We start from the raw sequence: 11,696 nt of genomic DNA, 5'->3' as shown, positions 1-11,696 counted from the left end.
ATCGACCACGCCGACCACCGGAATGCCCAGCTTATGGGCTTCGCTGATGGCGTTCTTCTCGTAGCCGACATCCAGCACGAACAGCGCCTCGGGCAACCGGTCCATATCGCGAATGCCGCCCAAGCTGGCGACCAGCTTGTCCAGTTCGCGCATCATGTTCAGACCTTCCTTCTTACTGAAGCGGCTCAGGCGACCGTCGTCGCGCATCGCTTCCAGCTCTTTCATGCGGGCGATGGACTGCTTGATGGTCTTGAAGTTGGTGAGCATACCACCCAGCCAACGGTGGTTGACGTAGGGCATCCCGGCGCGGGCCGCGTCTTCTTCAACGACTTTGCGGGTGGTCCGCTTGGTGCCTACGAACAGAATTTTGCCCCGGTTGGCCGCCACATGTTCGAGGTATTTCATCGCCTCGTTGAACAGGGGCAGGGTCTTTTCCAGGTTGATGATATGGATGTTGCTCCGCGCACCAAAAATATACGGAGCCATCTTGGGATTCCAATACCGCGTCTGATGGCCGAAATGAACACCGGCCTCCAACATTTGACGCATCGTAACGTTCGACATTAAGCAAATTCTCCTAACGGGTTGAGCCTCCACAAACCCCGCCCGACGACCCCTTCAAACGATGAAGGAGGCACCCTGCCGGGCGTGACGGTTTGTGTGTGTGGTTGCCAAAAAAGGCAGCGCTTTATACCATAACCGGCTTTCTTCAACAATCCGCGCCCTTTTCCGTTCCCCCTCCATCCGTCCCCGGATGTGCGCGACGGGGAATGCCGCCGCCGCTTCCGTATGAGCATTACTTTAAAATCGCCCGCCGAGATCGAGAAGATGAGGGTCGCTGGCCGCCTGGCCGCCGAAGTGCTGGAAATGATCGAGCCGTTCGTCGTGGCCGGCGTCACCACGGAGGAGCTCGACCAAATCTGCCACGACTACATGGTCGGCACCCAGCATGTCATTCCCGCCCCGCTCAATTACAAGGGCTTCCCCAAGTCCATCTGCACCTCGGTGAACCATGTGGTCTGCCATGGCATCCCGGGGCCGAAGAAGCTGAAGGTCGGCGACATCGTCAATATCGACATCACGGTCATCAAGGATGGCTACCATGGCGACACCAGCAAGATGTTCTTCGTGGGCGAGGCCCCGCTCCGCGCCAAGCGGCTGGTCAAGGTGTGCCAGGAAGCCCTGTACCTCGGCATCAAGCAGGTGCGGCCCGGTGGCCGGTTGGGGGACATCGGCCACGCCATTCAGAAGCACTCGGAAGCCCAGGGCTACGGCGTGGTCCAGGAATTCTGCGGCCACGGCATCGGCCGCCAGTTCCACGAGGACCCCCAGGTGCTGCATTACGGCAAGCCCGACACGGGTCCGGTGCTGCAACCGGGCATGACCTTCACCATCGAGCCAATGATTAACCAGGGCAAGCGCTACGTTAAAATCCTCCCGGACGGCTGGACCGCCGTCACCAAAGACCACAGCCTGTCGGCCCAATGGGAACACACCGTTCTGGTCACCGAGCGGGGCTGCGAAATCCTCACCCTGCGCCACGAGGAGGCGGATGCTTTTGAACATGGTCGCTTCGAATTCCCCGGCGCTTGAGCCAACCCGCGCCACCCCCGACCTGATCCGCGCCTTCAAGGAGCGTATCCAGCGCCACAGCGCGGAACTGCTCGACCGCTTCCGCACCGGCACGCCCGCCGCCGAATTGATCCGCGCCCGCTCGGACTTCATGGACAGCGTGCTGGAAGACTGCTGGCGGCACTTTCTGAACGCCCACGCCGACCGGCTGGCCTTGGTGGCGGTGGGCGGCTACGGGCGCCGGGAACTCCATCCCTATTCCGACATCGACATTCTGGCCTTGCTGGACCACGGGGAAGAGGCGGACGAATTCGGCCCCGACGCCTACCATCAGGCGCTCTCGGCCTTTTTCAATTTTCTGTGGGACATCGGACTCAAGCCCGCCCAGAGCGTGCGGACGGTGGACGATTGCGTGGCCCTGGCCCGCCAAGACCAGACGGTCATCACCAACCTCATGGAGTCGCGTCCGATCTGCGGCTCGGCGGAGTTGTCCGACACGCTCTGGACCAAAATTGGTCCCGAACACCTGTGGCCCTCGCCGAAATTCTTTGAAGCCAAGACGGGGGAGCAAGCGGCCCGCTATGCCAAGTACCACGACACCGCCTACAACCTCGAACCCAACATCAAGGAAGGGCCGGGCGGCCTGCGGGACATTCAAAGCATCGGCTGGATCATCAAGCGCCATTACAACAGCCGCAACCTGCATGATTTGCTGCGCCAAGGCTGGCTGACCGAGGCGGAATACGCCGAATTGATGCGGGCCAGGGACTTTCTCTGGCAGGTGCGGTTCGCCCTGCACGCCCTGACGGGTCGTTGCGAAGACCGTCTGCTGTTCGAATACCAGAAGGAGCTCGCCCACCAGTTCGGCTGCCACGACCCGGACATCAATCAGGCGGTCGAGCGGTTCATGCAGATGTACTACCGCACCGTGATGGGCTTGGAGCGGCTGAATGAAATGCTCATGCAGCTTTTCAAGGAGGTGGCGCTGCACGCCAGCGAGGATTTCGTCATCCTGCCCATCAACGAGTGTTTTCAGGCGGTCAATAACTACATCGAAGTCCTGCGCCCGGATGTCTTCAAGAAGCACCCGCTGGCGCTGCTGAAAATCTTCCTGCAATTACAACAGAACACCAGCCTGCAAGGCATCCGCGCCTCCACCATCCGGTTGATCCGCCAGCACCTCTGCCTGATCGACGAGAACTTCCGCCAAGACCCGGAAGCCTGCCGCTTGTTCATGGCGATCCTGCGCCAGAACACCGGCATCACCCACCAGTTGCGGCGAATGAACCGTTATGGCGTGATGGCCGCGTACCTCCCGGCCTTCGGGCGGGTGGTCGGGCGGATGCAGTACGACCTGTTCCACGTCTACACGGTGGACGAGCATACCCTGTTCGTCATCCGTAATTTGCGGCGCTTCTCCATCGAGAAATTCCGCGTTAACCACCCGCTCTGCAACGAGATTTTCGAGCTGATCGAGAAGCCGGAATTGCTCTACATCTCGGCCCTGATGCACGACATCGCCAAGGGCAGCGGCGACGACCATTCCACCGTGGGCGCCGCCATCGCCGAGGACTTCTGCCGCCGCCACGCCATCAATGCGCGGGACACCGCCCTGGTCCGCTGGCTGGTCAACAATCACTTGCTGATGTCCATGACCGCCCAGCGCAAGGACATCAACGACCCGGATGTCATCCACGAGTTCGCCACCGCCGTGGGCAACCAAAGCGCCTTGGACCACTTGTATCTGCTGACCGTGGCCGACATCCGCGCCACCAACCCGAACCTGTGGAATTCCTGGAAGGACGCGCTGCTCAAGGAGTTGTACATGGCGACCCGCTGGGTATTCCGGCGGGGCTTGGCGAAGCCCTTGGAGCAGGCCGAAAAAATCGCCTCGGTCAAGGCCGAGAGCCGCGCCCTGTTGGAACGGCTAGGCATCGCCGACGCCATCGTCGAACAGGTCTGGCAAACGCTCAACGACGAATATTTCCTGCGCTATTCGCCGGAGGAAGCCGCCTGGCACACCGTGGCGATTGGCGCCTGCCAAGAGCAAGATTTGCCGCTGGTGCTGCTGCGCCCGGTCAGCCAGCGGGGCAGCGCGGAAATCTTCGTCTACGCCCGCAACCAGGATTTCATCTTCGCCCACAGCACGGCGGTGCTGGACCAGCTGGGCCTGACGGTGTTCGACGCCCGCATCATCACCGCCGGCGAGGGCTACGTCCTCAACAGCTATCAGGTGTTGGAGCAGACCGGGGAACCGATCCGGGATCATCTGCGGCAAGCCCAAATCTGCGCGAAGCTGCGCCAGAGCCTCGCCCAGGCGGACGGCACGCCGATCCAGGTGCAGCGGCGGGAACCCCGCCAGATCAAGCACTTCGCCGTGCCCACCCAGGTTTATTTCCAGGAAGACCCGCAGAACCGCTACACCATCCTGGAACTGGTCGCCACCGACCGCCCCGGTCTGCTATCGAAAGTGGGGCAAGCCTTCACCGGCAGCAACATCCGGCTCTACAATGCCAAGATTTCCACCATTGGCAGCCGGGCCGAGGACATTTTCTACATCACCGACTTGAACGGCCATCCGCTGGCGGACGAGATTCAAAAACAGCAATTAAGCCAAGCCATCGTGAGTTTGGTGGGCGCCCGCTGATTCACTGCCCACCCCGTGGGAGCGGGCTTTAGCCCGCGATTGCCGCTCCGAGTCGTGGGCAAATAAAGCCCGCTCCCACGGCCCGTCAATAAGCATCCCGCTCGTCCAATAAATCGTCCAAGGTCAATCCGCTCGGATTATGCCGGTCAGGATCGGTGTAGCCGAGGTCGTCGATTTCCAGGTCGTCGAAGGGCGCGCTGGCGTCCTCCGGGGGTTCGATGGGAAACAGCGTCGATTCCCGCCAGGAGGAAAAATCGAAATCGCCGATGTCGCCGTTGTAATACTGGACATTGATGGAATCGCTCTCATCGTCCACGGCGACCACGCGGAAACTACGTCCGGTCTCGGCATCCTGAAACCAGTCGTCGATGGACGGTAAGGCTTCGGTTGACATGGGGCACCTCTCAAATGACTACCCAATATCTGGGTCTTGAGTGAATGATTATTGCACCGTAAAAGGGCGCTGCGGCAAACAATAATTTACTTGGCTTTGGAATTTAATGTAGGGCAGGGGCATGGCCGGAACCGTCGCGGGCCACTGGGTGAGAATTGCTATCCCGCCGTCAGCCCGGACATCACCCGCGCTGAACCGCCGTGGGAAGGGGCGCTGGTGGACGGGAACCTCGTCTCGGCCTCGGCCTGGACGGCGCATCCCGCTTGGTTGGCGAAATTCCTGGCGTTGCCGGGCACGCGCATCAAGCCGTGAGCGGGGGCTTTCCCGCTTGAACAAACAAGCCCGGCGGGTTTTCCGACCGGGCTTGTTGCTTATATGGGGAGCCTTTATAAGAACCTGATTAGCAAGAATCTTCACTGTAGGGTGGGCAAGTACATGCCCACCAAAAAGCTCTCTGGGCCAAGAGCCGGTGGGCATGAGTACATGCCCACCCTACAGGAATTCGGTGATGGTGGAAGCAGGGCTACAAATCCCCGTCCGCCAAGTACAGATTGCGGACCATGTACCAATGACGGTCCTTCACATCCACCAGGGTCAGTCCGTAGCTTTCGGCCTGGGGATCGTCGCGGTGGCCGATGAACGCCCCGGTGTCCAGGCAGATGTGCGAATACGCCCGGCGGACCCCGAGTCCGACGGTGTGCCCGCAAAAGGTCGGCGACAGTCCATCCGCCACGGAGGGCGGGCGGTTGCCCCAGCGATTGCCGCCCATGATTTGGCGCGACCAGCGGAAGCCGGGGTAATCCTCCTCGTCGGCCCCGAATTCCCCCAGCGCGTCTATTTCCGCGTCGGTCCAGACCACCTCGGTTTGGCTGCGCTTCCCCGATTTCGCCAATTCGGCGTGCACCACGTTATAGCGCTCCGGCCCTTCGCCCACCACCAGGATTTGCGGCAGGGTGCCCGCCAAGCTCAGCAGCCCGTTCAAGGGCTGGGTGGGGCGGGAGCTGGAATCGCACTCGTGCAAGGCCCAGCCGCCGCCGTTGACGAGGAAGCTGATGCCGGCCTCCGAATAGGCATCCGGCGGGACGCCGTTGACGATCCAGGGCCGGAAGAAACTCAGCAGCAGTTGCTCGTGGTTGCCCATCACGGCGTGGAACCATGGCGCCCGGAGCAGGAGCAGGCATTCCAACGAGTTTTGGCCCCGGTCCACTAGGTCGCCGACGGAAATCAGGCGGTCCACCGAGCGGTCGAACGCCACGACATGCATCAGCCGGTCTAGATCGGATTTGCAACCGTGAAGATCACCGACCACAAAATCGCGGCCAAACCGATTCGCCGGAAGACGCTTGACCAGCCTGAGTCCGCTGTGATTGCGAAAAGCCGCCTGTTGCACATTCATGATCTTGAAAATACCTGTCCTATCGAGTTGGCCGTCCTTACCGGGGCGCCGACCTGAGGGCTGCCACCCTGGGAAGTCTTCCGGCCATTGCCAGACGAACCCTGGAGAGCTTGCCTGAGCTTCATCCCGGATTGGCATAGTCGAGTGGTTTTCCCGAGAGGGGAAGTTTACCCGAACAATCGCCAAGTTCAGCCAGGGAATCGGGCGAAATGTTTCATCCGCCGCGAGTTCGGCTGTCTGTTGTGGATGCATCATGTAAATCATTGAGCCGATCTGGACTGGCGTCCCGCTTCCGCGAAAATAGCCCGCCGTGCGACTTCGATGAACTAGAGTCTAGCCATGAATGATCTTCCTGCGGCCCGCGCCATCCAATCCGATGGCAACACATCAACAGCCACGACCGACCTAACGCCGCCTAGCTGTCCTGTTGCGCCGAGCCGGAACGGTTCGCCAACCCCCGAAACCACCGCAAGCACGCCGAAAGTCTTGCCGATATTGGGCAGGCGGGGATTTGTCGAGTAGGATAGTTTCCTCACACAAAACCCTATCCCATTCCGCCCGCTGAAATGGCCAATTTCAAGACCCATCTGCTCACCGCCGCCAGCCTCAGCGGAGTCGCCGCCATCGCCTGCATGAAGGCGGACGTGACCACGGCCATGGAAACCCCGGTCCTGTTCGGGCTGGGCACGCTGGGTGGCCTGCTGCCCGACATCGACTCGGACAATTCCGTCCCGATCCGCATCAGCTTCAATCTGCTGGCGTTCTTCCTGGCCTTTGTGACGATGTTCGTTTTCATTGGTCGGTACACCGTCCTGGAACTGGCGGCGATTTGGCTGGGAATATTCGTCGGCGTGCGTTATTTGGTGCTGGAATTCTTCATCGCCTTCACCACCCACCGGGGCGCGATTCATTCCTTATTGGCGGCTGTTTTCTTCGGCCTGGGCACGGTGAGCCTGGCCTACCACACCTTCGACAAACCCTATCAAGCCGCTTGGCTGTATGGCTTCTTCGTCGCCTTCGGGTTTGTGGTCCACTTGGCGCTGGATGAGCTATTCAGCGTGGACTTGCTGGGACGCCGCCTCAAGCGCTCCTTCGGCACCGCGCTGAAACCCATCAGCCTGAAATACTGGCGGGCCACCGCGCTGTTGGCGCTGGCCGTGGCCATGGTCTACCAAACCGTGCCCTCCCCCGCCGGATTCCCGGCCACTGTTTGGCGCCGACTGGAGGCCCACTACACCGGCTCGAAGCCCTGGCTCATGCCGCCGGAAGGGAATTGGTTCAACCATATGGGGGATATCTTCATGGGGGCGTTTTGCGCGGCGGACATGCGGGGCGGAAGTCCCGCCAAGAAATCAGCGACGCCCAAATAACCAGTTGATGCGGCCCCTGGCACCAGAGCAAACCGCCACCCACGCGCCATTCACGAGTTCCAGCAAGCCCATCCCCGCCTAAATTTGTCTAACCGGCACTGGCGCGACCGGCGATTCCAATCCCTTCACACCACCCCGGCCCCGCCAAGGGCGCCCATGATCGAGTGGCAACAGCCCGCCCTCTTCATCGAGTTGCTGGTGATCCTGACCAGTTCGCTGGTGGGCGTTATCGCCTGCCGACGGCTGCGCGTCCCGGACATCGTGGCGTATATGCTGGTCGGCGCCGTCATCGGTCCCCACGCGCTGGGGCTGGTGAAGGACAGCGAGAACATCCGCCTCTTCTCCGACCTGGGCGTGACCTTCCTGCTGTTCGAGCTGGGACTGGAATTCTCCCTGCCCAAGCTGTTGAAGCTGCGCCGTCCGGTGTTCGGTCTGGGTTCGCTGCAAGTCACGCTGACCATGGCGGCGCTGGCGGGCCTGCTGTACGGAATCGGCTACCCGCCCGTGCCCGCACTGGTCGCGGCGGGGGCGCTGGCCCTGTCGTCCACCGCCATCGTGGTGCGGGAACTGCGCCGTCTTAAGCTCATCCACCGGCACCATGCCCAGTTGGCCGTGGGCGTGCTGATTTTCCAGGACATCGCGGCGGTGCTGTGGCTGATTCTGGTGCCCGCCTTGGGCGCTGGCATGGGTCCGCCGGTATATGCGCAAATCGCTGGGGCGCTGGCGCGGGGCGTGGTGCTGGGCGCTTTGCTGCTGGCGCTGGCGCAATGGGTGCTGCCAAGAATTTTCCGCGAGGTGGCCCGCACCGAGTCGGAGGAAGTGTTCGTCCTGACCACCCTGGTGATCGTGTTGGCGTCCGGCTGGCTGACCCGCAGCCTGGGCCTGTCCATGGCGTTCGGGGCGTTCATGATTGGCGCGATGCTGGGCGAGAGCGAATTCCGCCATCAGGTGGAAATGAACATCCGGCCCTTCCGCGACCTGCTGATGGGGCTGTTTTTCGTCGGCATCGGGATGCGGCTGGAACTACCGACACCGGGCGCGGAATGGCTAATGGTGCTGGCCGGGACCATTTTGCTGGTCGTCTGCAAAGCGGTAGTCGCCACCGTATCCGGCCTGTTGATTGGGGAAAGCTTCGGCGCGGCGGGCAAGACCGGGCTGATGCTCGCGCAAGCCGGGGAATTCGGCTTCGCCCTGATGGCGCTCGCCATGGAGACCGGCCTCGTCAATCCCGCCACCAATGCCCGCCTGTTGCTGGTGGCCTTGGGCAGCATGGCGCTCAGCCCGCTGTTGATCCGCTACAGCTTCGAAATGACCGAGTCCGTGGTCCGGCTATTCGGCGGGCGGCGTTCGGCGCGGGAGCGGGAAATGGACCGGATTCCCGAATTTTCCAATCACGTCATCCTGGCCGGTTACGGGCGGGTCGGGCAGATGGTGGCGGGGCTGCTGCGGACCAACGGCATTCCGTTCATCGCGCTGGACGTGGACACCGAGCAGGTGAAACGGGGCCGGGCGGCGGGGGACACGGTGATTTATGGCACCTGCGGGCGGGTGGAACTGCTGCAACGCTGCCACATCGACCACGCCCGGCTAGCGATTCTGACCTTCAAGTCGTTGAAGGAGGCGCAGCGGGTGGTGGGTCATATTCGCGCCTTGGGCTATCGCCTGCCGATTCTGGTCCGCACCCAGCACCATGGGGATTGCGTGGGACTGGTCAACGCCGGGGCGGATCATGTGGTGCCGGAGATGTTTGAGTCGAGCCTGTTGATTGCGGCGGAGGTGCTGGCGATGCTGGGGTTGGAACGGGGGGAGATTGAGCGGCAGATTGGGGAGGAGCGGCGGCGGCAGGTGGAAGGGAAGGATTAAACCACGGGAGCTGGGAAACGGTGGGTCCGCGCTTATACCCACCGTTTCCGATTATCAAGCGGCGACCTCTAAGGAGTATCTCTGGATGTCGCTCGGCTATTTTGAGGAGCGTCTGGGCAGCGCCGGAAGGTTCTCGACGGCCTTGCTCCCATTGCTCTAGCGTGCGTTTGGGGAGGTGGGCTTAATTGGTTGACGACAACACTGTCGGAGCGCGGGCGTCCCGCCCGCTCGCGGGCCAGAGTCAGGGATTCGGTTGATTCTCTGCTGCGCGAAGGGGCGTCCCGCCCGCTCGCGGGCCAGAGGCCCGCGCTCCCAACGGGATAAATCAATTAAACCCCCTCCCTTTTAACTTTCATCAGCTTTTTTATCATTACGATGAAACAACGAATGCTGTAAGCACATTGTCCGTTACCTTTAGTGGTGTTCCTATTCCAAACTAAGCTAATAGTTTCGTTCGTTTACCTTAGTTCGTTCGTTCGCTCGTTCCCACGCGCCGCGTGGGAACGAGGGTTATCCGTTCACCGCCAACGCCTCGCGGATTTTCTGGGGTCGCCGGTCAATGACCTGTAAATACGCCGCCGCTGGTGCGTCCGGCTGGCGTCGGCCTTGTTCCCAGTTCTTTAGCATTGCCAGGGGAATACGGTAGGCATTGGAAAACTCCTGCTGCGACAAGCCGAGACGCTGACGGATTCCCCGCACGTCGGGCACTTCGATGATGTGGACCTGTGCTTCCGTGCTGGTGCCTTCGGCGTATGCCTTGGCTTCGTTCAAGCTTTCAATCAATTCTTTGCCAAAGTTGCTCATTGGTTCCTCCAAATGTGCGCCGGTCTCAGGCCCGTAGACTGGGCTGGAAATTTGCGGAAACCCAGCTAATTCGCCGCAATGGGCCGGGTTATACCCGTTAGCTTTAAGCCGCCTCTAACTCTATTCGTGGATGTAATCCTGCCCGTGTAGCAATATGAATTAGGGCATCAAGACTAAAGAGATTGATTTTGCCCTGTTGGATATTGGCAATATCCGTTGAATTTATGCCTAAACGCTGTGCGGCGGCGATTTCGGTTAAGCCTGATTTGACTAGCCAGTTCGTTAAGCCGGTGAGTAAATCGGCGCGAATTTCTAATTCCACGGCTTCTTCCGGTGAGAATAAATCGGCAAATACGCTTTGGCCCGCCGGGGTGGTGTGTTGGGTATCGTGATCGGTGGTGTTCATGGTTTTCCTAAGAGTGGTTTTAATCTTGCCTTAGCTAATTGTATATCGTGTGGGCTGGTTTTCTGGGTTTTCTTTTGGAATGCGTGCAGCACGTAAATGTGTGGCCCAATGCTAACGACATAGATGATACGGTACGCGCCTGATTCTCCCCAGATACGTATTTCCCGAACACCCGTGCCGATGCCTGGCATGGGTTTCCAGTCGTTGGGTTCTTCGCCCTGTTGTACTTTATGCAGTTGGTAGCCAGCTTCGCGCTTCGCGTCCGATGGAAAGTCGCATAAGTCGTGGTAACTGCTGCCTTGCCAGCGAATCTGTTTCATGGGGTTTTGATTGATTTATGGTCGGATACGAGTGGTTTTTTGGTTTGCTCGTTCCCTAGCTCCGGTTTGAAAACGCTGAAACCCAGCTAACCCGCCGCGATGGGCTGGGTTTCGTGCCTTAACCCAGCCGTGCTGCCGCGCTCGTTCCCGCACGCCGCGAAGAAATCTGGCGCCCATTTTATCCAGAATGAGTTAGCCGGTGATGGGGGATTCCGGCGACGGGTACGGATGGGCAATCCTTGCCCTTCATGTTTGCGTGGGCTTACACTCTATGCGCTTCAAGGGGGTGATCGTTTTCCCGCTGGGGGGTTCCTTCATAGCCTTTTGAAACAACACCGTTCATTCCCGCGCCGTGTGGGAATGCCGCCGTCCTGCTTGTCCTGAGCGTAGTCGAAGGGCGTTGCGGAATGTGGCGGGATCGGTCATGGCTATCACTTTTTTCAATGTTCGATGGGGTATTTCTATGAAAACCAATGCAATAAAAGTCCTTTTAATCGGCACCGCGTTAATGGTGGGTGGGGAATCTTTCGCGGATACGATTCCGGTTTGCGTGAACCTAAAAACAGGTGCGGCCCGTTTCGCTAACAAATGCAAAAAAGGCGAAGGTATAGCAAATCTTCCGGTTCAAGGACCCCAAGGGCCGCAGGGTCCACAAGGTCCACAAGGTCCGCAAGGGCCACAGGGACCGAAGGGGGATGCGGGGGCGCAGGGACCGGCGGGGAGTTCGGCGAATAATGCGACGGTGACGCAGTTGCAGGCGGATATTGCGACACTCAAGGGTATTAGATATGTACCCAATGCCATAAAATGGTATTTTAGCTAAATTGATTAGCCATCGTCCGGCCATAGAAACCACTTCAGCCAATGATCTACGAAAAGTTCAACACTATCACCGATGACCGTATTATCGCCTCCTTGATAGGG

The 11,696-nt window shown here is 60.0% G+C and carries 12 protein-coding genes; 6 read left to right on the top strand and 6 right to left on the bottom strand.

From position 1 onward, the window contains the following. On the bottom strand, positions 1 to 564 hold a 564-nt coding region (rpsB, locus tag ACXWUF_RS10650), incomplete at its 3' end, for a 30S ribosomal protein S2 (RefSeq protein WP_458494656.1). Between the two features lie 225 nt (positions 565 to 789). Between rpsB and map the strand changes: the two genes are divergently transcribed. After that, positions 790 to 1,593, top strand: coding sequence for a type I methionyl aminopeptidase (map, locus tag ACXWUF_RS10645; protein ID WP_458494655.1), 804 nt, complete (start codon positions 790 to 792; stop codon positions 1,591 to 1,593). Continuing rightward, entirely contained in the window at positions 1,565 to 4,219 is a 2,655-nt protein-coding gene (gene glnD, locus ACXWUF_RS10640) for a [protein-PII] uridylyltransferase (RefSeq protein WP_458494654.1), read from the top strand. Before map ends, glnD begins: the two co-directional genes overlap by 29 nt. An 85-nt stretch (positions 4,220 to 4,304) precedes the next feature. Here the strand turns inward: glnD and ACXWUF_RS10635 are convergent, their stop codons facing one another. Beyond that, a complete protein-coding gene (locus tag ACXWUF_RS10635) occupies positions 4,305 to 4,613 on the bottom strand; it encodes a DUF6763 family protein (protein ID WP_458494653.1) in 309 nt (102 codons plus the stop codon). Between the two features lie 90 nt (positions 4,614 to 4,703). On the opposite strand from ACXWUF_RS10635, the gene ACXWUF_RS10630 reads away from it, so the two are divergent. After that, a complete protein-coding gene (locus ACXWUF_RS10630; protein ID WP_458494652.1) occupies positions 4,704 to 4,925 on the top strand; it encodes a hypothetical protein in 222 nt (73 codons plus the stop codon). A 211-nt stretch (positions 4,926 to 5,136) separates the two neighbouring features. Here ACXWUF_RS10630 and ACXWUF_RS10625 read toward each other — a convergent pair whose 3' ends face one another. Next, positions 5,137 to 6,009 (bottom strand): metallophosphoesterase, encoded by an 873-nt coding sequence (locus ACXWUF_RS10625; protein WP_458494651.1) that lies wholly within the window; start codon positions 6,007 to 6,009, stop codon positions 5,137 to 5,139. A 566-nt stretch (positions 6,010 to 6,575) separates the two neighbouring features. Here ACXWUF_RS10625 and ACXWUF_RS10620 point away from each other — a divergent pair. Continuing rightward, the gene (locus ACXWUF_RS10620) at positions 6,576 to 7,379 is read left to right on the top strand and encodes a metal-dependent hydrolase (RefSeq protein ID WP_458494650.1); all 804 of its coding nucleotides are present in this window, start codon (positions 6,576 to 6,578) and stop codon (positions 7,377 to 7,379) included. A gap of 156 nt (positions 7,380 to 7,535) precedes the next feature. Continuing rightward, complete coding sequence (locus ACXWUF_RS10615) at positions 7,536 to 9,242, top strand: cation:proton antiporter (RefSeq protein WP_458494649.1); 1,707 nt, start codon at positions 7,536 to 7,538, stop codon at positions 9,240 to 9,242. A 510-nt stretch (positions 9,243 to 9,752) separates the two neighbouring features. Here ACXWUF_RS10615 and ACXWUF_RS10610 read toward each other — a convergent pair. From ACXWUF_RS10610 to ACXWUF_RS10600, 3 genes are all read right to left on the bottom strand, one after another. Beyond that, the gene (locus ACXWUF_RS10610) at positions 9,753 to 10,046 is read right to left on the bottom strand and encodes a helix-turn-helix domain-containing protein (RefSeq protein WP_458494648.1); all 294 of its coding nucleotides are present in this window, start codon (positions 10,044 to 10,046) and stop codon (positions 9,753 to 9,755) included. A gap of 103 nt (positions 10,047 to 10,149) precedes the next feature. Continuing rightward, complete coding sequence (locus tag ACXWUF_RS10605; RefSeq protein ID WP_458494647.1) at positions 10,150 to 10,452, bottom strand: helix-turn-helix domain-containing protein; 303 nt, start codon at positions 10,450 to 10,452, stop codon at positions 10,150 to 10,152. Then, complete coding sequence (locus ACXWUF_RS10600) at positions 10,449 to 10,772, bottom strand: type II toxin-antitoxin system RelE/ParE family toxin (RefSeq protein ID WP_458494646.1); 324 nt, start codon at positions 10,770 to 10,772, stop codon at positions 10,449 to 10,451. Before ACXWUF_RS10600 ends, ACXWUF_RS10605 begins: the two co-directional genes overlap by 4 nt. A gap of 424 nt (positions 10,773 to 11,196) precedes the next feature. On the opposite strand from ACXWUF_RS10600, the gene ACXWUF_RS10595 reads away from it, so the two are divergent. Further along, positions 11,197 to 11,595, top strand: coding sequence for a hypothetical protein (locus ACXWUF_RS10595; protein ID WP_458494645.1), 399 nt, complete (start codon positions 11,197 to 11,199; stop codon positions 11,593 to 11,595). The last annotated feature ends 101 nt before the right edge of the window (positions 11,596 to 11,696 follow it).

It is taken from the genome of Methylomagnum sp. (assembly GCF_054333355.1).
The sequence above is the reverse complement of the archived record's forward strand: the minus strand, read 5'-3'. Positions and strand labels throughout refer to the sequence as shown.